Source organism: Shinella yambaruensis (assembly GCF_022899355.1).
Taxonomy (GTDB): Bacteria; Pseudomonadota; Alphaproteobacteria; order Rhizobiales; family Rhizobiaceae; genus Shinella; species Shinella yambaruensis.
In genome coordinates, this window is sequence record NZ_JALJCK010000005.1 from 190,201 (window position 1) to 212,362 (window position 22,162).

A 22,162-nucleotide genomic window follows, 5' to 3' on the forward strand; every position below is an offset into this window, starting at 1 on the left:
GCTTCTGGGATAGCGCCAAAACCGCTTCACCCACGCGAAACCCTTGTCCCGACCCCACCTTTTCCCCTAAGAGAGGGCGCACTTTCTTGTGGGGTCCGGTTCCGCTCATGTCGCACAATACCTTCGGTCATCTCTTCCGCGTCACCACCTGGGGCGAAAGCCATGGGCCGGCGCTCGGCTGCGTGGTGGACGGCTGCCCGCCCGGCATCCGCTTCACGCTCGCCGAACTCCAGGCTTGGCTCGACAAGCGCAAGCCCGGCCAGTCGCGCTTCGTGACGCAGCGCCGCGAGGATGACCTCGTCAAGGTGCTCTCCGGCGTGATGATGGACGACGACGGCGAGACGATGATCACCACCGGCACGCCCGTCTCCATGCTGATCGAGAACACCGACCAGCGCTCCAAGGACTATGGCGAGATCGCCCGGCGCTACCGCCCCGGCCATGCCGACTATACCTATGACGTCAAGTACGGCATCCGCGATTATCGCGGCGGCGGCCGCTCTTCCGCCCGCGAGACGGCGGCGCGCGTCGCCGCCGGCGGGCTTGCCCGCAAGGTCGTGCCGGGCCTTACCGTGCGTGCCGCGCTGGTGCAGATCGGCAAGCACAGGATCAACCGCGACAACTGGGACTGGAACGCGGTGAACGACAACCCGTTCTTCGCGCCGGACCCCGCCATCGTTCCGGTCTGGGAAGAATACCTGGACGGCATCCGCAAGGCGGGCTCGTCCATCGGCGCGGTCGTCGAAGTGGTCGCCGAGGGTGTGCCAGCCGGCCTCGGCGCGCCGATCTACGGCAAGCTCGACCAGGACATCGCCTCGCTGCTGATGTCGATCAACGCCGTCAAGGGCGTGGAGATCGGCGAGGGTTTTGCGAGCGCGGAACTGACCGGCGAGGCGAACGCCGACGAGATGCGCATGGGCAATGACGGCAACCCGATCTTCCTCAGCAACCATGCCGGCGGCATCCTCGGCGGCATTTCCACCGGCCAGCCGGTGATCGCGCGCTTCGCCATCAAGCCCACGTCCTCCATCCTCACCGAGCGCCGCTCGATCGACGCCGACGGCAACAATGTCGACGTGCGCACCAAGGGCCGGCACGATCCCTGCGTCGGCATCCGCGCCGTGCCGATCGGCGAGGCGATGGTTGCCTGCGCCATCGCCGACCACTATCTCCGCGACCGCGGCCAGACCGGCCGCCTGAAATAGGAAACCGCCATGAGCTACGACCAGAAGCGCGTCGTCGATGCCATCCGTGCCTTCGAGGCCGGCGAGATCGTCGTCGTCATGGATGACGACGGCCGCGAGAACGAGGGCGACCTCATCGTCGCCGCCGTGCACTGCACGCCGGAGAAGATGGCCTTCATCGTGCGCCACACCTCCGGCATCGTCTGCACGCCCATGCCGCGCGAGGAAGCCAAGCGCCTCAACCTCAACGCCATGGTGGCGGAGAACGATTCGGCCCACACCACCGCCTTCACCGTCTCCGTCGACTTCAAGCACGGCACGACGACCGGCATTTCTGCCGACGACCGCACGCTGACCGTGCGCAACCTCGCCAACCCGAATGTCGGCCCGACGGATTTCGTGCGCCCCGGCCACATCTTCCCGCTCGTCGCGCGCGAGGGCGGCGTCTTGATGCGCTCCGGCCATACGGAAGCCGCCGTCGACCTCTGCAGGCTCGCAAGCCTGCCGCCGATCGGCGTGATCAGCGAACTCGTCAACGACGACGGCACCGTCATGCGCGGGCCGCAAGTCGCGAGCTTTGCCGAGCAGCATGGCCTCAAGCAGGTCTCCGTCGCCGATCTCATCGCCTACCGCCAGCGCAAGGAGACGCTGATCGAGCAGGTCGACAGCTTCGACATCGACACGCCCTACGGCAAGGCGAAGGCCCTGACCTACACCCTGCCCTGGGATCCGATGCAGCACCTCGCCGTCGTCTTCGGCGACATCCGCGACGGCGTGGACATTCCGGTGCGCCTGCATCTCGAGAATGTCGGCGGCGACGTTTTCGGCGCGAACCGCCAGATCGACGGCATCATGAAGCGGATCGCGGAGCAGGGCCGCGGCGTGATCGTCTACCTGCGCGAGGGCTCCGTCGGCGTCGGGCAGTCCTCCACCGCCCGAAAGGGCAAACACGACCGCGAGGGCCACGACGAGGCGCAGGCGCGCGAGAGCGAATGGCTGGAAATCGGCCTCGGCGCGCAGATCCTGAAGGATCTCGGCATCAGCTCGATCCGTCTCATGGCCTCGCGCGAGCGCCATTATGTCGGCCTTGAAGGGTTCGGCATCGCAATCGCCGGGACGGACGTCCTTTAGGAATAGGAGGGCGCCGCGCCAACGGGCGCGGCCCTGCCCTGTTGCGCGCGTCCGCCGGCTTGTGGCATTATCGAAGTCCTGCCGCTCGGCAAGCGACGAACAGCATGGTGACGATCGTGACAGACGGAGCTGGCTACGGCTGGAAAGGCAAGGAAGGCGCGACCGCCGATCACCATGGCGCGGACGACATCATCCCGCGCGACATTCGCTTCGGGATCGTCGACAAGCCGACGCGGCACTGGTTCGCCGGTGACATCGTCAAGACGGCGCTGGCGGATGGCCTGTCCATCTTCCTGCCGGAAGGCGAACGCTTCTTCATCCGCTCGCTCAAGCATTATGCCACGCAGCTGGACGACCGCGAGCTTGCGGAGGAAATCAACGGCTATGCCGTGCAGGAGGCCTACCATACCCGCGAGCACGAGGACTACAACCGCGCCATGGCCGCCCTCGGCTACGACGTGAAGGCGATGGAAGGGCCGGTCGCCTCGGCTCTCGGCCTGACGAAGAAACCCTTGCAGAGACTGGCGGTGACCTGCGCCATCGAGCATCTGACGGCGACGCTGTCCACCGTCACGCTGCGGCATCCGGAGATGTTCGACGGCGCGGAACCGCACTATCGCCGGCTCTGGATGTGGCATGCGCTGGAGGAAATCGAGCACAAGGCCGTCGCGCTCGACGTGCTGAAGAAGGCGACGGCGAACATGTCCGGCTGGCAGCGCTACCTGCTGCGCGTCATCGCCATGAACGCCACCATCGTCCCGTTCCTCCTGATCTTCCTGCGCAACACGCATCTCTATGCCAAGACAGACGGCGTGAAGCCCGGCTTCCGCTTCTGGATGCGCTTCCTGTGGGTCGTGTTCGTCTCTCCCGGCTTCTGGCGCCGCTGCATCCCGCTGCTCCTGCGCTACTATCTGCCGGGCTTCGATCCGCGCAACAGCGACGATGCCGCGCTTGTGATGAAGGGCCGTGAGTGGATCGCGCGGGAAATGCCCGCCGCCGGCGCCACGGCCTGACGGACCGGAAATGGGCAGCAGTCTCTTTTCCAATCTTCTCAAGTCGATTGAGCAAGGCCGGTTTCCGCGGGCGCAGAAATGGGTCTGGCGGCGCCTCTACAACCTGCTCTCCCGCTTCTGGCGCGACGAGGACTGGCGCTTCATGAACTACGGCTTCGTGCCGGAGGGCGTTCCGTTTCCCCTGAAGCCCGAGGACGAACCCGAAAGGGTCTTCATCGGGCTTTACCAGCAGGCCGTCGAAAACCTGCCCGTCGCCGGCCTGCGCGTCCTCGAAGTGGGCTCGGGCCGCGGCGGCGGATCACGCTACATCGCCCGCTACCACGCGCCGGCATCGGTGGTGGGCCTTGATTATTCCCAGGCGACCGTGGCCCGGGCGAAAAGCCTGAATGCCGGCACGCCGTCGCTTTCGTTCGAGGTGGGAGATGCCGAGCGCATGCCCTTTCCCGATGGCGCTTTCGATGTCGTCGTGAACATCGAATCGTCCCATTGCTACGCCGACGTGCCCGCCTTCGCCCGCGAAGTGGCCCGCGTGCTGGCGCCGGGCGGCTGGTTCACCTTCGCCGACATGCGCGCCAGGGCCAGCCTTGCGGAACTCGACGACCAGCTGGGCGCCCCGGGACTGGAGAAGATGGGCGAACGCGATCTTTCCGCGGGCGTCGTGGCGGCTCTCGATGCGGCCGAGGCGCGCAAGCGGGAGCGTATCGGCCGGCTGCGCCTGATGCGGCGCTTCATGTCCGAATTTTCCGGCTCCAGGGGCTCGATCCTCTACAAGGGCCTCGCCACCGGGCAGGTGGCCTATGTCGCCCGCCGCTACCGGAAGGTGGGCTGACCGCCCGGCATCACGCGTCCGCCCTCGCCCCGTCCAGCCACCGGACGTCCTCGACGCCCGCGAATTTCGCCACGCGCGCCAGTTCCGCCTCCAGCCTCTCCATCCGGCCGGCCGAGGCGCGCACCTTCGGTTCCCACCACAGCCGCTTGACGTCGAGCGTGCCGCCCTTGCGGTCGGCCTTCATGTCGATGCGGCCGACGAGGCGGTCGCCTTCGAGCAGCGGGAAGACATAGTAGCCGTATTGCCGCTTCGGCTCCGGCACGAAGATCTCGATGCGGTAGAAATAGCCGAACAGCCTTTCGGTGCGGTTGCGGTCGCGGATCAGCGGATCGAAGGGCGAGAGCACGCGCAGGCGGGCGGGCGGATCGGGAACGTCGCCGAGGCAGGCCGGGAAATCGGCGAAGGCATGGGAGGCGCGCGGCTTGCCGCCATCCGCCGGCGCGATGGCGACGGGGCGCAGCTCCTCGCGATGCACCTCCACCCAGGCCCTGGCCTCGTCCGGCGAGACGAGGTCCCAGAAGGCGGCGATCTCGCCATGGGTGGCAAAACCCAGCCGCTCCAGCGCGCTGCGGCAGGCCCAGTCGACGAAGGCGTCGTGCTCGACATCCGGCGCATGATGATGGGCCGGCAGCACGCGCTCGACGAGGTCGTAGACCTTCTGGAAGTTCTCGCGCCGGGCGATCGCCACCTTGCCGGTGCGCCAGAGATATTCCAGCGCCGTCTTGTTCGGATGCCAGTTCCACCAGCCGCCGGACTTGTGATCGTCCGCCTTGAGATCACGCGACAGCACGGCACCGCCGGAAGCGATGCGCGCATAGGTCTCGTCGAAGGCCGCCTCGAAGCCCTCGCCGCGCCACTTGCGCCAGCGCTCGATGATGGCGGCGTCCTCGCGGCGGAAGCGATGCTTCCAGTAGCGGAAGAAGGCGCTCGGGATGACCGAGGCGTCGTGCGTCCAGTTCTCGAAGAGCTCGCCGTCCTTCTCCAGCAGCGCCGTCAGGTGCTCGCGCCGGTAGGTCTGGTTGCGCGAGAACAGGATCTGGTGATGCGCCCGCTCCACGGTGGCGATGCTGTCCACCTGCACGAAGCCGATGTCGTGGATGAGGTTCAGCAGGCCGGCCTTGCCGAGAACGCGGCCGGGCGGCGCGCTCAGGCCCTGCCGGGCGAGAAAGATACGCCGGGCCTCGGCGTTGGAGAGGAGAATCGTCATGGTGGATGATAGGCACATATTCTTGGTTTGTTCCACCCGATTTCGACAGGAATGCGGGGATCGGCCGTTTTGCCCTTCGCCCGATTGTCGCTTATCGCACAGGCCGGCGCGGAAAACCTCTTCGCACATGCGGTAGAATTGCCTATAGCTCCTCCAGCATCCGCGAAACGGGACCCCGCTCTTGGATATCGTCTTCTCCGCCGCAACGGTGACCTATGCCGGGCGCGCCGCGCTACATCCGCTGACGCTTGCGCTGAGCGAACCGCGCATCGGCGTCGTCGGGCTCAACGGTTCGGGCAAGACCACCATGGCGCGGCTGATCAACGGCCTCGTCAAGCCGACGGGCGGCACGGTGACGGTCGACGGGCTGGACACCGTGAAGGACGAGAGCGCCGCGCGCGGAAAAACCGGGTTCATCTTCCAGAACCCGCAGCACCAGATGATCCTGCCGATCCTTGCCGAGGACATCGCCTTCGGCCTCAAGAACCGCGGCCTCGGCAAGGCGGAGATCGCCGAACGGACGGAGGCGGTGCTTGCCCGCTTCGGCATAACCCACCTGGCGCGGCGGCGCGTGCACGAGCTTTCCGGCGGCGAGACGCAGCTCGGCGCGATCGCCAGCGTGCTCGTCACCGGCCCGGACCTCCTGATCCTCGACGAGCCGACCAACCAGCTCGACCTGAAGAACCGCGCGCTCATCGAGCGCACGGTGGCGGGCCTGCCGGAACAGGTGCTCGTCATCACGCACGATCTCGCGTTGCTCGACGGTTTCGACCGGGTGCTGGTCTTCCACGAGGGCCGGCTTGCGGCCGACGACCGGCCGGCGGAGGCGATCCGCGCCTACCGGGAGATCGCGGCATGCTGAACGGGCTCGACATCGAGGGGAATTCGCCGCTGCACCGCATGCCCGTGCGCGGCAAGCTGATCCTGCTCTTCGCCGCCGCGATCGGGCTCTTCCTCGTTTCGGACCTGCGCATCCTCGTGCCGGCGCTCGGGCTTTCCGCCTTCCTCTACCTTTCGACCGGCATCGGCTTTCGCGAGGCCCTACGGCGCGTGCGCTTCGTGCTCTTCACGGTGCTCCTCGTCGCGGCCGCGAACTATGCGTTCCATTCGCTGCACGAGGCGCTGGTCGTCCTTTGCCGGCTGAGCGCGCTGGTCCTGCTCGCCGCCGCCGTCACCGCCACGACCTCCATCTCCGCCTTCATGGACGAGATCACCCGGCTCCTGAGGCCGCTCGAGCGCTTCGGCTTCGTGCGGGCGGCCGATGTGAGTCTGGCGGTCGGCCTCGTCATCCGCTTCGTGCCGGAAATCTTCGCGCGCTATGGCGAGATCGCGGATGCGCACCGGGCGCGCGGCCTGCCGGTCCGGCCATTGACCACCCTCGTGCCGCTCATCATCCTGACGCTGAAGGACGCCGATACGATCGCCATGGCGATTGACGCGCGCGGCTTTCGGCGGCACTAAACATTCTACCCTATTTTGTCCACCGGGGAACCCGACATGACCACCAGAGACATCGTCCTCGTCGCCCTCTTCGCCGCGATCATCGTGGTGCTGGGCCTGCTGCCGCCGCTCACGCTCGGCTTCATTCCGGTGCCGATCACCGCGCAGACGCTCGGCGTCATGCTCGCCGGCTGCATTCTCGGCGCCAGGCGCGGCGCGGCGGCCGTGCTGCTCGTGCTGCTGCTCGTGGCGATCGGCCTGCCGGTCCTGTCTGGCGGGCGCGGCGGCCTTGCCGTCTTTGCCGGGCCGACGGCCGGCTATCTCGTCGGCTGGTTCTTCGGCGCCTATGTCTGCGGCCTGATCGCCGAGCGCTTCGTGCGGGAAGACCAGCCGGAGCTGGCGCAGTTCCTCGCCTTCCTCGCCGCCTCGGTCGCCGGCGGCATCGCGGTCGTCTACCTCTTCGGCATTCCGTGGCTCGCCTATATGAGCGGCAAGGCCTTCTTCGAGACGGCCCTCGCCTCGATGGTCTTCGTGCCCGGCGATCTCATCAAGGCGTTCGTCGCCATGCTGGCCGGCCGCGCCGTGCTCGCCGGCTATCCGCTGCTGCCGCAGCGCGCCTGAGCCGATGCCGCTTTCCGGCGCCCTCGAACGGCACGCCGCCGAAAGCCCCGCGAACCCGGCCTTCCACCTGGAGGACCGGGTTCTTTCCTATGGCACGCTCACGGCGACCGCCCGGCGGCTCCACGCCGCCTTCGCCGATCTCGCCCCACAGGGGCGCAGCGCCATCGGGCCGAAAGACCGGCTGGTCGCGATCATGACCGGCAACCACGCGCTCTTTCCCGCCGCCTTCGCGGCCGCGACGGCCGGCACCCATTGCGCCGCGCTGATCGATCCGCACCTGCCGGAGGCGCAGCGCCAGCGCCTGATCGGGAAAATCGACCCCGACCTTCTTGTCACGGCCCATGGAGCGAACCTCGTCGTCGAGAGCCGGCGCGGCGATGCGCGGGACGTGATCGCCGAAAGCGCCGCGCTGGACACGCCGCCCCTGCCGGAAGGGGCGGCCGACGCTCCGTTCCTCATCGTCTTCACCTCGGGCACGACGGCCGATCCGAAGCCGATCATCCGCGACCGGCGCTCCTGGCGGACCAGCCTTGCCACGGGCGCGCCCTTCTTCGGCATCGACCGGACGGTGAGCACCTATGCCCCCGGCCCGCTCGCCCATGGCCTTGCGCTCTATGCGATGACCGAGACGCTGCTTGCCGGCGGTGCCTTTCATTCCGCCGCGCATTTCGATCCGGATGCGGCGCTGGCGACGATCCGGGCGAACACGATCCGCCGCCTCGTCCTGGTGCCGACCATGCTGCGCCGCCTCGCCGCGGAGCCCCCGGTGACCGGCGTCACGGCCATCACCATTGCCGGTGCGAAACTGACGGCGGCGGACCATGCGCTCTGCGCGGCGCATTTCCCCAGGGCGGCGCTGCGCGAATATTACGGCGCCTCCGAACTCGGTTTCGTCACCGTCACCGCGCCGGGCGAGGCCGCCTCCTCCACGGCGGTCGGCAGGGCCTTTCCGGGCGTCAGGATCGCCGTGCTCGACGATGCCGGCAGGCCGCTGCCGGCGGGCGAGACGGGCACGGTCTTCGTCGAAAGCCCGCTGGTCGCGACCGGCTATCTCGGACAGGGCGACGGGGCTGGGCTTGCCCGTTCCGGCAGGCTCGCGACCGTCGGCGACCTCGGCTTTCTGGAGGCGGACGGCATGCTGCACCTGCTCGGCCGCTCCGGCGGCATGGTGCTGTCCGGCGGCAACAACATCTATCCTTCGGAGGTGGAGACGGCGTTGCGCGACACCGGCCTCGTGCGCGCCGCCCATGTCTTCGGCATCGACCATGCCGATCTCGGCAGCGAGCTCGTCGCGGTGATCGAGCCGGAACGGCCGGGCCTGACGCCCCGGGCGCTGACGGCGGCGCTCTCGGAATTCCTGCCGCGCTACAAGCAGCCGCGCCGCATCTGGCTGTGCCGCGCCATGCCGATGACATCCTCCGGCAAGGTGGCGGCGAAGACCGTGCGGCAATGGGTGGCGGAGGAAAGCGATGCGCTCGACCGTTTCCTCTGACCGCATCCCCGTCGTCGCCGCGGCCTTCCGCACGCCGGTCGGCCGCATCGGCGGCACGCTTTCGGCCATCGAGCCGGCCAGCCTCGCCGTGCCGCTCATCCGGAAAATCCTTGCCGAGACGGGACTGCCGCCCGATGCCGTCGACGACGTGATCCTCGGCAATGCCGCCAACAGCGCGGGCAATCTGGCGCGCCTTGCCGCGCTGGAGGCGGGCCTTCCGGTTTGCGTGCCCGGCATGACTATCGACCGGCAATGCGGCTCCGGGCTGGAGGCGATCGCGCTGGCGGCGCGGCTGGTGCAGGCGGGCGCCGGGCGCTTCTACCTTGCCGGCGGCACCGAGAGCACCAGCCGCGCCCATCTGCGCTTCCGCCCGCCGTCGACGGCGGGCGGCACGCCCGAGCCGCTCCGCCGCGCCCGCATGGCACCGGATACGGTGGGCGATCCGGACATGGGCATCGCCGCCGAAAACGTCGCCGCCCATGCCGGCATCAGCCGGGAGCGGCAGGACCTTTTCGCGCTCGAAAGCCACCGCCGCGCCGTGGCGGCGCAGAAGGCCGGGCGCTTTGCCGGCGAGATCGTACCGGTCGACACGCCCGCCGGCCCCGTCTCCCGCGACGAATGCCCGCGCGAAAACACCGCACTGGAGAAACTCGCCGCGCTGAAGCCCGTCTTCCGCCCCGGCGGCACGGTGACGGCGGGCAATGCCTGCCCGGTCAACGACGGCGCCGCCGTCGTGCTCGTCACGTCGCTCGCCGAGGCGCAGAGACTGGGCCTGACCGAGCTGCTGGAAATCGTCGACAGCGCGGTCGCCGGCGTCGATCCGAACCTGCTCGGCCTCGGCCCCGTGCCGGCCATGCGGAAGCTCGCCGCGCGCCATCCCGGCCTTGACGCAGCGCGCGTTCCCTTCATCGAATTCAACGAGGCCTTCGCGTCCCAGGTGCTCGCCAGCCTCGATGCGCTCGGCATCGATCCCGCCGCCGTCAACCGCGAGGGCGGTGCGCTGGCGCTCGGCCATCCCTATGGGGCCTCCGGCGCCATCCTCGTCACGCGGCTGTTCGCGCAGATGCGGGCAGCGGAAGCGGGCGCCGAGGCGCTTGCCATGATGGGTGTCGGCGGCGGCATGGGGATCGTGACGCTTTTCCGGAAACTGTGAGGGAGGGACCATGGGCGAGAAGATCCATGCCGGCGGCTGCCTGTGCGGCGCCATCCGTTTCGAGGCGCGGGGCGTGGCGGAAAAGCCGCATACCTGCTCCTGCCGCTTCTGCCAGCGGCATACGGGCGCGCCGACCGCCGCCTGGGTGGAGTTTCCCGCCGAGCGCCTCGCCTGGACCGGCAGCGGCGGCAGGCCTGCCACCTGGCGCTCCTCCGACTATTCCAGCCGTGCCTTCTGCCCGGCCTGCGGCAGCTCCATCGGCGCGATCGACGACGAACCGGTCGTGGCGCTGCTGATCGGCGGCTTCGACGATCCGGCCGATCCGACGCTTGCGCCGCAATATCATTCCTTCGAGGATTGCCGGCCGGGCTGGCTGCAGGTCGGGACGGCGTCAGGCGAGGAATGACTTCAGCCAGTCACGCACCGGCTGCGGCACGTTGACGGGCTGGCGGCTTGCCGGATCGACGGCGACCCAGACGATCTCCAGGTCGGCGACCGGCGCGCCTTCTGCGGAAATCGCGACCGCGAAGCTCAGCGAGGTCGCGCCGATGCGCGTGACGGACACCTTCAGGCGGGCAAGGTCATCGAGCTTCAGGCCGCGATGGAAGGTGCAGCCGGACTTGCGCACGAAATAGACCGGATCGGCCGCGCCGTGCGGCCGGTGCCGCCAGAGCCCGGCGACGGCCGCCTCGGCATGGGCATAATAGGCGGCATTGTGCATGTGGCCGTGCATGTCTATATCGCGGAAGGGTATCCGGACCTCGCTGAGCGTGATGTCTGCCGCCTGTTCCACGTCCTGCCCCGGGGTAAAGCCATGTTCCGTGCCGTTGTTAGAGCGTTCGGCGATCCCCGGCAAGTGATCCGCCTCGAGGAAGCCGAGCGCACCGCGCCCGGCCCCGGCGAGGTGCAAATCCGCATTCGCCGCGCGGCGATCAACCCCTCCGACCTCATCCCCGTCACCGGTGCCTATCGCAGCCGCACGGTGCTGCCCTTCGTGCCCGGCTTCGAGGGCATCGGGGAGATCGCCGCGCTCGGCGAGGGCGTCAGCGGGCTTTCCCTCGGCCAGCGCGTGCTGCCGATCGGCGCGAGCGGACTGTGGCAGTCCTTTCTTCTCCGCCCGGCCGACTGGTGCTTCGCCGTGCCGGACGACCTCTCCGACGAGGCCGCCGCCATGGCCTATGTGAACCCGCTCACCGCCTTCCGGCTGGTCGAGGCCGCCAGGACGCATTTCGGCGCGGCAGGGGGCCAGCGCGTCGGCGTCACGGCCGCGGCCTCCGCCATCGGGGGCATGCTGCTGGTGCTGCTGGCCGAGGCCGGCTTCCGGCCCGTCGCCCTCGTGCGCAGCGCGGCGAGCGCGGCGCGGCTGGCGGAGACATTTGCCGGCGAGATCGTTCCCCATGCCGCCCCGCCGCTCGACGCGGTGCTCGACGCGGTCGGCGGGGAACCCGGCAATGCGCTGTTCCGGCAGATCCGCGGCGGCGGCGCCTTCATCCAGTACGGCGCGCTGAGCGGGGCGCAGCTCGATGCCGCGCTGGTGGCGAGCCGGCGCGAGACGGTGGCCTTCTCCTTCCTCTGGCTGCGCAACTGGGTGCATTCGGCGCCGCGCGCGGCGATCGAGGCAGCCTTCGCGCGCAGCTTTGCGGGCATCCGCGCCGGCGTCCTCGGCTCGGCCGTCGACGGCGTCTTTCCCCTTTCCGACCTTCCCGCAGCCCTCGCCCGGCAGGACGATCCCGCGCGCACCGGAAAGCTGCTTCTCGCTCCCTGACGGTTGAAAAGCCGTGGACACGGCCCATTTCCCGTGGACCTCGTGAACCGCAATGGGTAGCTTCCGGCCATGACGACGTGTCTCTTCGAGAACCCGATCTTCCTCGAGCACCATACGCCGGAGGGCCACCCGGAGCGGTCGGACCGCATCCGGGCGATCAACCTCGCGCTGGAGCACGAGCGCTTTTCGCCGCTCGTTCGCGAGAAGGCGCCGCAGGCGAACGAGGACGTCGTGCTGCTCGCCCATCCCGAGCGCCACCTCACCGCCGTCATGTCCGCCATGCCGGAGGAGGACATCAACCAGGTCGAGGCCGACACCTATGCGAGCCCCGCGACGCTGCAGGCGGCGCTGACCGGCATCGGCGGCGCCATCGCCGCGATCGACGCCGTCTTCACCGGCAAGGCGGACAATGCCTTCGTCGCCGCCCGCCCGCCCGGCCACCATGCCGAGCGCGACAGGGCGATGGGCTTCTGTTTCTTCAACAATGCCGCCATCGCCGCCCGCCATGCCCAGAAGGCGCACGGCGCCGAGCGCGTCGCCATCGTCGACTGGGACGTGCACCACGGCAACGGCACGCAGGACATCTTCTACGACGACCCGTCGGTGCTGTTCTGCTCGACGCACCAGATGCCGCTCTATCCCGGCAGCGGCGCGAAGGACGAGACGGGCGCCGGCAACATCGTCAACGCGCCGCTCTCGATGAACGACGGCAGCGACCATTTCCGCGACGCCTTCCGCTCGCGCGTCCTGCCGCGCGTCGCCGATTTCCGGCCGGACGTGATCATCATATCCGCCGGCTTCGACGCCCATCACCGCGATCCGCTGGCGCAGATCAACCTCGTCGCCGACGACTTCGACTGGGCGACCGCCAAGCTGATGGAGCTTTCCGAAAAATCGGCGAACAACCGGGTGGTCAGCCTGCTGGAAGGCGGCTACGACCTCACCGGCCTCGCCGAATCCGCCGCCACCCATATCCTTCGCCTGATGAGAGGCTGACCATGACAAACGCCGCCGCCCCTGACGTCTCCGCCCTCTCCTTCGAACAGGCCGTGGAGGAGCTGGAGAAGATCGTCGCCGCCCTCGAGCGCGGCGACGTGCCGCTCGACCGCTCCATCGAGATCTACGAGCGCGGCGAGGCGCTGAAGAAGCATTGCGAGACGCTGCTCTCGGCCGCCGAGAACCGCATCGAGAAGATCCGCCTCGACCGCGCCGGCAAGCCGCAGGGCACCGAGCCGCTCGACGGGGCATAAGCCCCCAACTCGACGCCCTTCTCGCGTCGTGGTAGAATTTTTCCCATGACCAGGGACGAGATCATCGCGAAGCTTCTGGAACACCGCGCCGAACTTGAGGCGGCGGGGGCGGAGCATATCTCGCTGTTCGGCTCGGTGGCGCGCGGAACTGCCACCGCCAGCTCCGACATCGACGTTCTGGTCAAGCTTTCGGAGCCGGTCCGGCAGTCCGGCTTCGGTTACTTTGGCGCCCTTGTCGATCTCAAGGAGATGATAGAAAACCTCACCGGGCGGCCGGTGGACGTGCTTCCAGAACCGATCCAGAGAGAAAGACTCCGGCAGAATGTCGAGCGGGAGCGCGTCGTTGCCTACTGAGCGGCCGAAGACCCGTCTGCAGGACATCGTCGAGAATGCGGCGAGTATCCTCACCTATACCACCGGCATGGACCGAGAGGCTTTCGCACGCAACAATCTGGTCCGCGATGCGGTGGAACGGTGCCTGGAGCGGATATCTGAGGCGGCCAGCAAGCTCGGTGGAACCGCCGAAACACTGCTTCCAAACCATCCATGGCGGCAAATCCGCGATCTCGGCAATATCCTTCGCCACGCCTATGACAATGTCGATGAGGAAATCGTCTGGTCGATCGTGACCGAACGCCTGCCCACATTGATCATCGACGCCGAGCGTGCTGCTGCGCAGCTTCCCGACGACACCTGAGAGGCAGTGGCCGAACCCGGCGACACACCGTCAACGCCCGCTGCCCTATCCATGCCCCTGCCCGCCCGCTAGCATCCGCGAACGAAGCAACGACAGGAGGGCGCAATGAGCTTCTTTCCCGGAAAGGACCCGGAGGCCGGCGATGCGGCGGCGTGCGATGCGCTGGAGCATCTGATCATTCCGCGCACGAGCGATATCGGCGGGCTGGAGGTGCGGCGGGCGCTGCCGACGGCCAAGCGCCGGCTCGTCGGGCCGTTCATCTTCTTCGACCGCATGGGGCCGGCGCTGCTGCGCGCCGGCGAGGCCATCGACGTCAAGCCGCATCCGCATATCGGGCTGTCCACCGTCACCTATCTCTTCGACGGCGAGATCAAGCACCGCGACAGCCTCGGCACCGAGATGGTCATCGCCCCCGGCGACGTGAACCTGATGACGGCGGGCCGCGGCATCGTGCATTCGGAGCGCTCGCCGGAGAACCTGCGCGGCCGGCCGCAGTCGATCTCCGGCCTGCAGACCTGGCTGGCGCTGCCCGACAGCCACGAGGAGATGGCACCCGTCTTCGCCCACACGACCAAGGCGGAGCTTCCGGCCTTCTCGGCGGGCGGCATCACCGGGCGCACCATCATCGGCTCCTACGAGGGCTATGCCTCGCCGGTCGGCGTGCCGACGCAGACGCTCTACGCCGACCTGACACTGGCGCCCGGCGCTTCCGCGCCGCTTGCGGCGGACTGGGAGGAGCGGGCGGTCTACGTGCTGTCGGGCACGCTCGACGTCGCCGGCGACGTCTTTGCGCCCGACCAGCTGCTTGTCTTCCGCCCCGGCGACGCGATCACGCTGAAGGCCGGGCCGGAGGGCTGTCATATCATGCTGTTCGGCGGCGCGCCGCTCGGCTCCAGGCGCCATATCTGGTGGAACTTCGTCTCCTCCTCGAAGGAACGCATCGAACAGGCCAAGGAGGAGTGGCGCAGCGGCCGCTTCGACATCGTGCCCGGCGACGAAGAGGAATTCGTACCGCTGCCGGCCGGCTGATATATAGACAGATAAGCATATATTTCAGGAAAGCGGAGCCGGACCTTTTCGCCTCTCTTTGCCTTCTTGACTTATTCATAGTCAACCGGCTATAGAAAATCCATAGCTATCAAGGTATGGATCGACGTGGCCGAAGCACATGATGCGCTCTTCCGCACGCTTGCGGATCCCACCCGCCGGGCGCTTTTCGAGCGGCTGTGCCGCGAGGGGGAGAAGACGGTGGGGGCGCTGACGGCGCAGGCCGGCGTCTCCCAGCCGGTCGTCTCCAGGCATCTCGCCCTGCTCAAGCAGGCGGGCCTGGTGCGCGACCGGCACGAGGGCCGGCAGACGCATTACAGCGCGCAACTCGATGCCCTCGCCCCGCTCGTCGACTGGACGAGCCAGATGGCCGGCTTCTGGCAGAGCCGGTTCGATCGCCTGGAAGACCTCCTGAAGAGAATGGATCAATGACAGAAACCCTTTCCGTCGTCATGGAACGGCACATCCCCCATCCGCCGGAAAAGATCTGGCGCGCTTTGACCCAACCCCATCTCATCGCCGAATGGCTGATGGAGACCGACTTTGCGGCCAGTGTCGGCCATCGCTTCGATTTCCGGGCGGAGTGGGGCTCGGTGAACTGCGAGGTGCTGGAGGTCGAGCCGCACCGCAGCCTTTCCTATACATGGGGCGATTCGCGCCTGAAGAGCATCGTCACCTGGACGCTGACGCCCGTCGGCGCGGGCACGACGCTGCGCATGGAACAGACCGGCTTCAAGCCGGACCAGCCGCGCTATTTCCAGGGCGCGCAGGCCGGCTGGCCGCGGTTCCTCGACAATCTCGACCGCGTCCTGGACAATCTGGACTGAATCGCCGGGCTCTCTTGTCGCTTGAGGAGGCAACAATGAACTGGAACATGCGGATCCGGCAGATACACCGCTGGCTCTCGATCGTCTTCACCGTCGCGGTGCTGATCAACATCGCGGCCATGACGCAGGAGAACCCGGCCCTGTGGATCGGCCTTCTCGCGCTCTTCCCGCTCATCCTGCTGCTGGCAAGCGGGCTCTATCTCTTCGCCCTGCCCTATCTGGCGCGGCGGCGCAGCCCGGGGGGCCTGCGATGACCAAGGCACCGGACGAACCGAAGCTCCTTTCGGGCGGCAATCCGCAGATCGCCAAGGGTTATGGCGACGGCCCGATCCAGGCCTATATCGCGGCCATGCCAGGGTGGAAGAGCGATGTCGGCCGCAAGCTCGACGCGCTGATCGTCAAGACGGTGCCTGATGTCCACAAGGCGGTGAAGTGGAACTCGCCGTTCTACGGCATCGAGGGCGACGGCTGGTTTCTCAGCTACCACTGCTTTGCGAAATACATCAAGCTCACCTTCTTCCGCGGCACGTCGCTCGATCCCGTCCCGCCGGTCGCCTCGAAAACCCCGGAAACGCGCTATTTCCACATCCATGACGGCGACGACCTCGACAAGACGCCGCTTGCCGAGTGGATCCGGCAGGCGAGCCGGCTTCCGGGCGAGCGCATGTGACGAAGGGCACGAGGACGATGGACAAGATGGAAAGCAAAACGGCCACCCCTTCCGCGTTGATCGACGCGCGTATTGCCGAGCTTGCAGACTGGCGGGGCGAGACGCTCGCCCGGCTGCGCGCGCTCGTGAAGGCGGCCGACCCCGATATCGTCGAGGCATGGAAGTGGCGCGGCGTGCCGGTCTGGGAGCATGACGGCATCGTCTGCACCGGGGAGACCTACAAGGCCGTCGTGAAGCTGACCTTCGCCAGGGGCGCTTCCCTGGAGGATCCGGCGGGCCTCTTCAATTCCAGCCTGGACGGCAACACCCGCCGCGCCATCGATTTCCGCGAGGGCGACGTCATCCACGAGGCCGCCTTCAAGGCGCTGATCCGCGCCGCGGTGGCGCTGAATGGAGCCGCGCGCGCCAAGTCGCGTTCGAAGAAGGCATAGGGAACTTCCGCGTCCGGAAATCACGACAACGTGAGTGTAGGGGCCTTACGTCCGCAAAATGCCCCAATTGCCCGGGAGAACGCGGGAATGCGTCGGATTGCGCGGTATCAATCCGGCGAAATACGCTCTAGACTTGCTGAAACGGTTGAAATCGCGCGCCGCATTCTGCATGTGACAGGTGAGCGCGGCATGAGACCGCATGTCCGGGCCGGGTTCCCCAACGGAACCAGGGCACGCGGGCGAGAACACGAGGCATGAGAGTGACACAAGCACCCGCCACCCCCCTGCTCGACAAGGTCCACATTCCCGCGGACCTGAAGGCCGTGGACGATCGCGACCTGCCGCAGCTGGCCAGCGAACTGCGCGCCGAGATGGTCGATGCCGTCTCGCGCACCGGCGGGCATCTGGGCGCGGGCCTCGGCGTGGTGGAACTGACCATCGCCATCCACAAGGTCTTCGACACGCCCAAGGACCGGCTGATCTTCGACGTCGGCCACCAGTGCTATCCGCACAAAATCCTGACCGGCCGGCGCGAGCGCATCCGCACGCTGCGCCAGGAGGACGGCCTGTCCGGCTTCACCCGCCGGGCGGAAAGCGAATACGATCCCTTCGGCGCCGCCCATTCCTCGACCTCGATCTCCGCCGGCCTCGGCATGGCGGTGGCGGCCGATCTTTCCGGCGAGCACCGCAACGTCATCGCCGTCATCGGCGACGGCGCGATGTCGGCCGGCATGGCCTATGAGGCGCTGAACAATGCCGGCGCGCTCGATGCGCGCCTCATCGTCATCCTCAACGACAACGACATGTCGATCGCCCCGCCGACGGGCGCGATGAGCGCCTATCTCGCGCGCCTCGCCTCCGGCCGCACCTATATGGGCTTTCGCGAACTCGGCAAGAAACTGACGGCCTATCTCGGCAAGACGGTCGACCGGGCGATTACCCGCGCCGTCGAGCATGCGCGCGGCTACGTCACCGGCGGCACGCTGTTCGAGGAACTGGGTTTCTACCATATCGGCCCGATCGACGGCCATTCCTTCGAGCACCTCCTGCCCGTGCTGCGCAATGTGCGCGACAATTCCAGGGGGCCGGTGCTCATCCACGTCGTCACCCAGAAGGGCAAGGGCTATCCGCCGGCGGAAGCGGCCGCCGACAAGTATCACGGCGTCAACACCTTCGACGTCATCACCGGCGCGCAGGCGAAGGCCAAGCCGAACGCGCCCGCGTATACCTCCGTCTTCGCCGAGGCGCTGGTGCAGGAGGCGGGCTTCGACGAGAAGATCCTCGCCATCACCGCCGCCATGCCCTCCGGCACCGGGCTCGACAAGTTCGCCAAGGCCTATCCGGCCCGCACCTTCGATGTCGGCATTGCCGAGCAGCATGCCGTGACCTTCGCCGCCGGCCTTGCCTCCGAAGGCTACAAGCCGTTCTGCGCGCTCTATTCCACCTTCCTGCAGCGCGGCTATGACCAGGTCGTGCACGACGTCGCCATCCAGGGCCTGCCGGTGCGTTTCCCGATCGACCGCGCCGGCTTCGTCGGCGCCGACGGGCCGACCCATGCCGGCTCGTTCGACACGACCTACCTCGCCACCCTGCCCGGCTTCGTGGTGATGGCCGCCGCCGACGAGGCGGAGCTGAAACACATGGTGCGCACCGCCAGCGCCTATGACGACGGTCCGATCTCCTTCCGCTATCCGCGCGGCGAAGGCGTCGGCGTCGACATGCCGGCACGCGGGGAGATCCTTGCGATCGGCAGGGGCCGCGTCGTCAAGCAGGGCTCCAAGGTGGCCCTCCTCTCCTTCGGCACGCGGCTGGCCGACTGTCTGCTGGCCGCAGAAGACCTCGATGCCGCCGGCCTTTCTACGACCGTTGCCGATGCGCGCTTCGCCAAGCCGCTCGACCACGACCTCATCCGCCAGCTCGCCCGCCACCACGAGGTGCTGATCACCATCGAGGAAGGCGCCATCGGCGGTTTCGGCAGCCATGTGCTGCAGTTCCTGGCGCTGGAGGGCCTGCTCGACCACGGCCTGAAGGTGCGCCCGATGGTGCTGCCGGACATCTGGATGGAACAGGCCAAGCCCGAGGCGATGTATGCCAAGGCCGGCCTCGACCGCGCCGGCATCATCTCCACCGTGTTCCAGGCGCTCGGCCAGAAGGCCGTTGGCGTCGGCGTGGCCGGGTGACCTGAACACCCGTCCCTTCCTTGCCTGCCGGGCATTGCCTTCCGGCAGGCAGGCATGTTCCGTCACGGTTTCTCAACCATCCGGATTTGCAACCCTGTAACCACATCCCTTGGCCGTTCTGAAACCTCCGGCTGCTAGGTTTCACGCCAAAGAGAAGAACCGGACACGGATTTTCACCATGCGTCACGCGCTGCTTGCGGCCCTTGCCGCCACGCTTTGCCATGCCTCCATCGCGGCGGCCGGAGAACGGCCGTCGCACGACCCGGCCATCGAGGCCGCCGCCATCGCGATGCTGCAGAAGCGGCTGCCGGATATCCGCCCGGCGCACGGGATCCACAGCGCGCCCATCTTCGTGCGTGCGGCACGGCCGGTGCAGGCGCCACGCGGCATTGCCGCGCTTGTCGACCTTGAATCGCACCGATATTTCCCCGGCCGCATCATCTGGCTGTGAGGCGGGACTTGCCTCTTGGCCTGCGAGGCGTCATGAGAGGCAATGTCCCAACCCACAGAAACCATCCGCCTCGACCAGCTTCTCTTGAACGCCGGTCTCGTCGCCAGCCGCTCGCGGGCGCGTGATGCCATCTCGCGCGGCACCGTCCGCGTCGACGGCCGCGTCGTCACAAAGCCGAGCTCGGCCTTTCCCGCCTCTGCCACCATCGAGATCGACGATCCCGCGCAGGCCTATGTCTCGCGCGCGGCGCTGAAGCTGAAGGCCGCGCTCGACGCCTTCGGGCTCGATCCCGCAGGCCTCGACTGTCTCGACATCGGCGCCTCCACCGGCGGCTTCACGGAGATCCTGCTGGAGCGCGGCGCCAGCCATGTCGTCGCGGTCGATGTGGGACACGGCCAGCTTCACCCAAGGCTGGCGGCGGACGCCCGCGTCACCAGCCACGAGGGCCTCAACGCCCGCGTGCTCGATGCGGACCATCTCGACGGCCGCGCCATCGGCGCCGTCGTCTCCGACGTCTCCTTCATCTCGCTGAAACTGGCGCTGCCCCCGGCCCTGGCGCTGGCACGGCCCGGCGCCTTCTGCGCCCTGCTCGTCAAGCCGCAATTCGAGGCGGGGCGCGAGGCGATCAGCAAGGCGGGGCTGCTGAAGGACCCGGAGAGCGCGCCGGCGGTCGCGGCGGAACTGGAACGCTGGCTCGTCGAGGACATGGGCTGGCAGAGCCTCGGCCTCATCCCCTCGCCGATCACCGGCGGCGACGGCAATCACGAATTTCTTCTGGGAGGCCGAAAGCCATGACGACGGAAACGCTCACCATCGCGCGGCTCGGCAGCGGCGGCGACGGCATCGCGGAGGCGGCCGGCGGCCCGGTCTACGTGCCCTTCACCCTGCCCGGCGAAACGGCCGCCGTCGCGCGGGTGAAGAACCACGGCACGGTGATGTCCATGTCGGTGGTCTCGCCGGAACGGGTGGAGCCGCCCTGCGTGCATTTCGGCCCGGACGGCAGGAACGGCACCTGCGGCGGCTGCACGCTGCAGCACGCTTCCGATGCACTCTACCACGACTTCAAGCGGAGCCTCGTCGTCAACGCGCTGAAGGCCAAGGGCCTTGCGCCCGAGGTCGCCCCGCTCGTCATCGCCCGGCCGGGCGAACGCCGCCGCGTCGTCTTCACCGTCCGCCGGACGGAAAAGGAGATGCTGCTCGGCTTCAACCAGGCCGGCAGCCACCACATCGTCTCCATTGAGCACTGTCCGATCTCGAGCGACGGCATCGTCTCCATGCTGGCAGCGATCCGCCGGGTGGCCGCCGCCATCGCCACCTCGGCCGAGCCCTTCCGCGTCACCGTGCTCGAAACGCTCTCCGGCCTCGACCTTGCCTTCGAGGGCGTGAAGAAGGTGGGCGACAAGGAGCGGCGCGCCGTCACCGAATGCATCCTCTCGCTGCGCGGCATCGCCCGCGTTTCGAGCGACGGAGAGGTCCTCATCGAGCCGCAGAAGCCGGTGATCGATTTTTCCGGCGTGCGCGTCTTCCCGCCCGCCGGCGGCTTCACCCAGGCGACGAAGCCGGCCGAGGACGCCATGGCGGACCTGGTGCTGGCGGCGCTCGGCAAGGCCAGGCGCGTCGCCGATCTCTTCGCCGGCTCCGGCACCTTCGCGCTGCGCATCGCGCGGCAGGCCAAGGTGCATGCGGTGGAGGGCGAGGAGAAGGCGCTGAAGGCGCTCGACCAGGCCGCGCGCAACACGCAAGGCCTGAAGCCGGTGACGGTGGAGCGGCGCGACCTCTTCCGCCGCCCGCTGATGGCCTCCGAGCTGAAGGTGTTCGACGCCGTGGTCTTCGATCCGCCGCGCGCCGGCGCGGAGGACCAGTGCCGGGAACTCGCCCGCTCCGGCGTCAAGACCATCGTCGCCGTCTCGTGCAATCCCGTGAGCCTTGCCCGCGACCTCGCCATCCTCACAGCCGCCGGCTATCGCATCCGCCTCGTGACACCGATCGACCAGTTCCTGTGGTCGGCGCATGTGGAAGCGGTGGCGGTGCTGGAGAAGTAGGCGTTCAGATAGGCTCCCAGGGATTTATCAGCGCGACACCCATCGGTGCAAAATCCTGAACATTGCGGGTGACGAGCGTCATGCCATGGACGAGCGCGCTCGCCGCAATGAAGGCATCCCGCTCCGGTCGTGGGTCGGGCACATGCAGGCGCGCGCAGGCAAGCGCGACGCTCCTGTCGACGGGCACGATGCGATCGGAGAACTCCGGGAGCACATATTTCTCCATCCAGGTACGCAGGCGTGCGCCCTGCACCGGATCACGCCGCTCCATCAGCAGGATTCCGAGATCCAGCTCCATCAGCGTGACGGCTGAGACAAAGCAGGCCGCCGCGTCACGGGCCGCGAGCCAGGCGACGACATTCTCGTCCGCTTTTCCGGCGCCCATCTTGCGCGATTCGGAAAGGACATTCGTGTCGAGCAGGAACATCAGGAAAAGTCGGCCGGACGCGGCAGTGCCCCGGTGCGGGGAATGTCCAGCTCCGTCTCGCCAAGACCGGGCATGGAAAGCGCCTCGACAAGGCTTCGACGGCCGCCGGTAAGCTGGCGGTATTCTTCATAGCTGAGAAGGACATGGGCCGTCCGCCCCCGGTTGGTGATGAAGACGGGGCCGTCTTTCGCAGCCTTCTGCGCCTTGTTGGCATTCTGCTGGAATTCGCGGCTCGATAGGGTGGTGATCGTCATGGCGGCACCTCCTCAACGGATATTTGTTGACACATTAGAACAATACTCCGC

At 67.9% G+C, this 22,162-nt stretch carries 29 protein-coding genes; 25 read left to right on the forward strand and 4 right to left on the reverse strand.

The annotated features are described in order from the left end of the window. Positions 1-107: 107 nt before the first annotated feature. From aroC to MUU56_RS13525, 4 genes are all read left to right on the forward strand, one after another. On the forward strand, positions 108-1,205 hold the full coding sequence (aroC, locus tag MUU56_RS13510) for a chorismate synthase (protein ID WP_244767810.1): 1,098 nt from the start codon (positions 108-110) through the stop codon (positions 1,203-1,205). Between the two features lie 9 nt (positions 1,206-1,214). Further along, entirely contained in the window at positions 1,215-2,315 is a 1,101-nt protein-coding gene (ribB, locus tag MUU56_RS13515; RefSeq protein ID WP_244767811.1) for a 3,4-dihydroxy-2-butanone-4-phosphate synthase, read from the forward strand. A 116-nt stretch (positions 2,316-2,431) separates the two neighbouring features. Next, a complete protein-coding gene (locus tag MUU56_RS13520) occupies positions 2,432-3,328 on the forward strand; it encodes a metal-dependent hydrolase (RefSeq protein WP_244767812.1) in 897 nt (298 codons plus the stop codon). A 10-nt stretch (positions 3,329-3,338) separates the two neighbouring features. Then, positions 3,339-4,157, forward strand: coding sequence for a class I SAM-dependent methyltransferase (locus MUU56_RS13525; protein WP_244767813.1), 819 nt, complete (start codon positions 3,339-3,341; stop codon positions 4,155-4,157). Between the two features lie 10 nt (positions 4,158-4,167). Here MUU56_RS13525 and MUU56_RS13530 read toward each other — a convergent pair whose 3' ends face one another. After that, positions 4,168-5,364: a winged helix-turn-helix domain-containing protein gene (locus tag MUU56_RS13530; RefSeq protein WP_244767814.1), complete on the reverse strand. Its 1,197-nt coding sequence runs from the start codon at positions 5,362-5,364 to the stop codon at positions 4,168-4,170. A gap of 181 nt (positions 5,365-5,545) precedes the next feature. On the opposite strand from MUU56_RS13530, the gene MUU56_RS13535 reads away from it, so the two are divergent. From MUU56_RS13535 to MUU56_RS13560, 6 genes are read left to right on the forward strand one after another with little or no spacing between them, the layout of a single operon-like run. After that, positions 5,546-6,226 (forward strand): energy-coupling factor ABC transporter ATP-binding protein, encoded by a 681-nt coding sequence (locus MUU56_RS13535; protein ID WP_244767815.1) that lies wholly within the window; start codon positions 5,546-5,548, stop codon positions 6,224-6,226. Then, positions 6,220-6,825, forward strand: a complete 606-nt coding sequence (locus tag MUU56_RS13540) for an energy-coupling factor transporter transmembrane component T family protein (RefSeq protein ID WP_244767816.1) — start codon at positions 6,220-6,222, stop codon at positions 6,823-6,825. The genes MUU56_RS13535 and MUU56_RS13540 overlap by 7 nt, the downstream gene beginning before the upstream one ends. Positions 6,826-6,861: 36 nt before the next feature. Then, positions 6,862-7,425, forward strand: a complete 564-nt coding sequence (locus MUU56_RS13545; RefSeq protein WP_244767817.1) for a biotin transporter BioY — start codon at positions 6,862-6,864, stop codon at positions 7,423-7,425. Between the two features lie 4 nt (positions 7,426-7,429). Beyond that, positions 7,430-8,917: a class I adenylate-forming enzyme family protein gene (locus tag MUU56_RS13550; RefSeq protein WP_244767818.1), complete on the forward strand. Its 1,488-nt coding sequence runs from the start codon at positions 7,430-7,432 to the stop codon at positions 8,915-8,917. After that, positions 8,895-10,070 (forward strand): thiolase family protein, encoded by a 1,176-nt coding sequence (locus MUU56_RS13555; protein WP_244767819.1) that lies wholly within the window; start codon positions 8,895-8,897, stop codon positions 10,068-10,070. The genes MUU56_RS13550 and MUU56_RS13555 overlap by 23 nt, the downstream gene beginning before the upstream one ends. Positions 10,071-10,080: 10 nt before the next feature. After that, on the forward strand, positions 10,081-10,476 hold the full coding sequence (locus MUU56_RS13560; protein WP_244767820.1) for a GFA family protein: 396 nt from the start codon (positions 10,081-10,083) through the stop codon (positions 10,474-10,476). Here MUU56_RS13560 and MUU56_RS13565 read toward each other — a convergent pair. Then, positions 10,462-10,863, reverse strand: a complete 402-nt coding sequence (locus tag MUU56_RS13565) for an acyl-CoA thioesterase (protein ID WP_317633314.1) — start codon at positions 10,861-10,863, stop codon at positions 10,462-10,464. The two genes, MUU56_RS13560 and MUU56_RS13565, sit on opposite strands and share 15 nt — an antisense overlap. Positions 10,864-10,884: 21 nt before the next feature. Between MUU56_RS13565 and MUU56_RS13570 the strand changes: the two genes are divergently transcribed. The 15 genes from MUU56_RS13570 (at position 10,885) to MUU56_RS13640 (ending at position 21,430) form a co-directional block, all read left to right on the forward strand. Continuing rightward, complete coding sequence (locus tag MUU56_RS13570; RefSeq protein WP_280531047.1) at positions 10,885-11,835, forward strand: zinc-dependent alcohol dehydrogenase family protein; 951 nt, start codon at positions 10,885-10,887, stop codon at positions 11,833-11,835. A gap of 69 nt (positions 11,836-11,904) precedes the next feature. After that, positions 11,905-12,831: a histone deacetylase family protein gene (locus MUU56_RS13575; protein ID WP_244767823.1), complete on the forward strand. Its 927-nt coding sequence runs from the start codon at positions 11,905-11,907 to the stop codon at positions 12,829-12,831. A gap of 2 nt (positions 12,832-12,833) precedes the next feature. Next, positions 12,834-13,085, forward strand: coding sequence for an exodeoxyribonuclease VII small subunit (locus MUU56_RS13580; RefSeq protein ID WP_133034382.1), 252 nt, complete (start codon positions 12,834-12,836; stop codon positions 13,083-13,085). A gap of 45 nt (positions 13,086-13,130) precedes the next feature. After that, positions 13,131-13,439, forward strand: coding sequence for a nucleotidyltransferase family protein (locus MUU56_RS13585; protein WP_244767824.1), 309 nt, complete (start codon positions 13,131-13,133; stop codon positions 13,437-13,439). Then, entirely contained in the window at positions 13,429-13,782 is a 354-nt protein-coding gene (locus MUU56_RS13590; protein WP_244767825.1) for a HepT-like ribonuclease domain-containing protein, read from the forward strand. Before MUU56_RS13585 ends, MUU56_RS13590 begins: the two co-directional genes overlap by 11 nt. Before the next feature lie 105 nt (positions 13,783-13,887). Further along, positions 13,888-14,811, forward strand: a complete 924-nt coding sequence (locus tag MUU56_RS13595; RefSeq protein ID WP_244767826.1) for a pirin family protein — start codon at positions 13,888-13,890, stop codon at positions 14,809-14,811. A 126-nt stretch (positions 14,812-14,937) separates the two neighbouring features. Further along, positions 14,938-15,261 carry an ArsR/SmtB family transcription factor gene (locus MUU56_RS13600; RefSeq protein ID WP_244767827.1) on the forward strand — a complete coding sequence of 108 codons (324 nt, stop codon included), beginning with the start codon at positions 14,938-14,940 and terminating at the stop codon, positions 15,259-15,261. After that, the gene (locus MUU56_RS13605; protein WP_244767828.1) at positions 15,258-15,656 is read left to right on the forward strand and encodes an SRPBCC family protein; all 399 of its coding nucleotides are present in this window, start codon (positions 15,258-15,260) and stop codon (positions 15,654-15,656) included. The genes MUU56_RS13600 and MUU56_RS13605 overlap by 4 nt, the downstream gene beginning before the upstream one ends. Before the next feature lie 35 nt (positions 15,657-15,691). Further along, positions 15,692-15,910, forward strand: coding sequence for a hypothetical protein (locus MUU56_RS13610; protein ID WP_244767829.1), 219 nt, complete (start codon positions 15,692-15,694; stop codon positions 15,908-15,910). Then, positions 15,907-16,326 (forward strand): DUF1801 domain-containing protein, encoded by a 420-nt coding sequence (locus MUU56_RS13615; protein ID WP_244767830.1) that lies wholly within the window; start codon positions 15,907-15,909, stop codon positions 16,324-16,326. The genes MUU56_RS13610 and MUU56_RS13615 overlap by 4 nt, the downstream gene beginning before the upstream one ends. Continuing rightward, a complete protein-coding gene (locus MUU56_RS13620; RefSeq protein WP_398432139.1) occupies positions 16,323-16,757 on the forward strand; it encodes a DUF1801 domain-containing protein in 435 nt (144 codons plus the stop codon). The genes MUU56_RS13615 and MUU56_RS13620 overlap by 4 nt, the downstream gene beginning before the upstream one ends. Before the next feature lie 260 nt (positions 16,758-17,017). Further along, positions 17,018-18,937: a 1-deoxy-D-xylulose-5-phosphate synthase gene (dxs, locus tag MUU56_RS13625; protein WP_244767832.1), complete on the forward strand. Its 1,920-nt coding sequence runs from the start codon at positions 17,018-17,020 to the stop codon at positions 18,935-18,937. Positions 18,938-19,115: 178 nt separating this feature from the next. Beyond that, positions 19,116-19,388 (forward strand): hypothetical protein, encoded by a 273-nt coding sequence (locus MUU56_RS13630; RefSeq protein WP_244767833.1) that lies wholly within the window; start codon positions 19,116-19,118, stop codon positions 19,386-19,388. Between the two features lie 42 nt (positions 19,389-19,430). Beyond that, positions 19,431-20,183 carry a TlyA family RNA methyltransferase gene (locus MUU56_RS13635; RefSeq protein WP_244767834.1) on the forward strand — a complete coding sequence of 251 codons (753 nt, stop codon included), beginning with the start codon at positions 19,431-19,433 and terminating at the stop codon, positions 20,181-20,183. Continuing rightward, a complete protein-coding gene (locus MUU56_RS13640; protein WP_244767835.1) occupies positions 20,180-21,430 on the forward strand; it encodes a class I SAM-dependent RNA methyltransferase in 1,251 nt (416 codons plus the stop codon). Before MUU56_RS13635 ends, MUU56_RS13640 begins: the two co-directional genes overlap by 4 nt. 4 nt (positions 21,431-21,434) lie before the next feature. On the opposite strand, the gene MUU56_RS13645 is transcribed toward MUU56_RS13640, so the two are convergent. Both MUU56_RS13645 and MUU56_RS13650 read right to left on the reverse strand, forming a co-directional pair. Next, positions 21,435-21,857 (reverse strand): type II toxin-antitoxin system VapC family toxin, encoded by a 423-nt coding sequence (locus MUU56_RS13645; protein WP_398432141.1) that lies wholly within the window; start codon positions 21,855-21,857, stop codon positions 21,435-21,437. Continuing rightward, the gene (locus MUU56_RS13650; RefSeq protein WP_244767836.1) at positions 21,857-22,111 is read right to left on the reverse strand and encodes a type II toxin-antitoxin system Phd/YefM family antitoxin; all 255 of its coding nucleotides are present in this window, start codon (positions 22,109-22,111) and stop codon (positions 21,857-21,859) included. The genes MUU56_RS13645 and MUU56_RS13650 overlap by 1 nt, the downstream gene beginning before the upstream one ends. Between the last annotated feature and the right edge of the window lie 51 nt (positions 22,112-22,162).

What these genes read in the sequence shown, in the direction of transcription:
- ribB (WP_244767811.1), top strand. Translation starts at nt 1,215, where the DNA reads ATGAGCTACGACCAGAAGCGCGTCGTCGATGCCATCCGTGCCTTCGAG.
- MUU56_RS13540 (WP_244767816.1), top strand. Translation starts at nt 6,220, where the DNA reads ATGCTGAACGGGCTCGACATCGAGGGGAATTCGCCGCTGCACCGCATG.
- MUU56_RS13580 (WP_133034382.1), top strand. Translation starts at nt 12,834, where the DNA reads ATGACAAACGCCGCCGCCCCTGACGTCTCCGCCCTCTCCTTCGAACAG.
- MUU56_RS13610 (WP_244767829.1), top strand. Translation starts at nt 15,692, where the DNA reads ATGAACTGGAACATGCGGATCCGGCAGATACACCGCTGGCTCTCGATC.
- MUU56_RS13615 (WP_244767830.1), top strand. Translation starts at nt 15,907, where the DNA reads ATGACCAAGGCACCGGACGAACCGAAGCTCCTTTCGGGCGGCAATCCG.
- MUU56_RS13635 (WP_244767834.1), top strand. Translation starts at nt 19,431, where the DNA reads ATGTCCCAACCCACAGAAACCATCCGCCTCGACCAGCTTCTCTTGAAC.
- MUU56_RS13525 (WP_244767813.1), top strand. Translation starts at nt 3,339, where the DNA reads ATGGGCAGCAGTCTCTTTTCCAATCTTCTCAAGTCGATTGAGCAAGGC.
- aroC (WP_244767810.1), top strand. Translation starts at nt 108, where the DNA reads ATGTCGCACAATACCTTCGGTCATCTCTTCCGCGTCACCACCTGGGGC.
- MUU56_RS13575 (WP_244767823.1), top strand. Translation starts at nt 11,905, where the DNA reads ATGACGACGTGTCTCTTCGAGAACCCGATCTTCCTCGAGCACCATACG.
- MUU56_RS13545 (WP_244767817.1), top strand. Translation starts at nt 6,862, where the DNA reads ATGACCACCAGAGACATCGTCCTCGTCGCCCTCTTCGCCGCGATCATC.
- MUU56_RS13550 (WP_244767818.1), top strand. Translation starts at nt 7,430, where the DNA reads ATGCCGCTTTCCGGCGCCCTCGAACGGCACGCCGCCGAAAGCCCCGCG.
- MUU56_RS13640 (WP_244767835.1), top strand. Translation starts at nt 20,180, where the DNA reads ATGACGACGGAAACGCTCACCATCGCGCGGCTCGGCAGCGGCGGCGAC.
- MUU56_RS13570 (WP_280531047.1), top strand. Translation starts at nt 10,885, where the DNA reads ATGTTCCGTGCCGTTGTTAGAGCGTTCGGCGATCCCCGGCAAGTGATC.
- MUU56_RS13630 (WP_244767833.1), top strand. Translation starts at nt 19,116, where the DNA reads ATGCGTCACGCGCTGCTTGCGGCCCTTGCCGCCACGCTTTGCCATGCC.
- MUU56_RS13645 (WP_398432141.1), bottom strand. Translation starts at nt 21,857, where the DNA reads ATGTTCCTGCTCGACACGAATGTCCTTTCCGAATCGCGCAAGATGGGC.
- MUU56_RS13585 (WP_244767824.1), top strand. Translation starts at nt 13,131, where the DNA reads ATGACCAGGGACGAGATCATCGCGAAGCTTCTGGAACACCGCGCCGAA.
- MUU56_RS13555 (WP_244767819.1), top strand. Translation starts at nt 8,895, where the DNA reads ATGCGCTCGACCGTTTCCTCTGACCGCATCCCCGTCGTCGCCGCGGCC.
- MUU56_RS13595 (WP_244767826.1), top strand. Translation starts at nt 13,888, where the DNA reads ATGAGCTTCTTTCCCGGAAAGGACCCGGAGGCCGGCGATGCGGCGGCG.
- MUU56_RS13605 (WP_244767828.1), top strand. Translation starts at nt 15,258, where the DNA reads ATGACAGAAACCCTTTCCGTCGTCATGGAACGGCACATCCCCCATCCG.
- MUU56_RS13650 (WP_244767836.1), bottom strand. Translation starts at nt 22,111, where the DNA reads ATGACGATCACCACCCTATCGAGCCGCGAATTCCAGCAGAATGCCAAC.
- MUU56_RS13560 (WP_244767820.1), top strand. Translation starts at nt 10,081, where the DNA reads ATGGGCGAGAAGATCCATGCCGGCGGCTGCCTGTGCGGCGCCATCCGT.
- MUU56_RS13530 (WP_244767814.1), bottom strand. Translation starts at nt 5,364, where the DNA reads ATGACGATTCTCCTCTCCAACGCCGAGGCCCGGCGTATCTTTCTCGCC.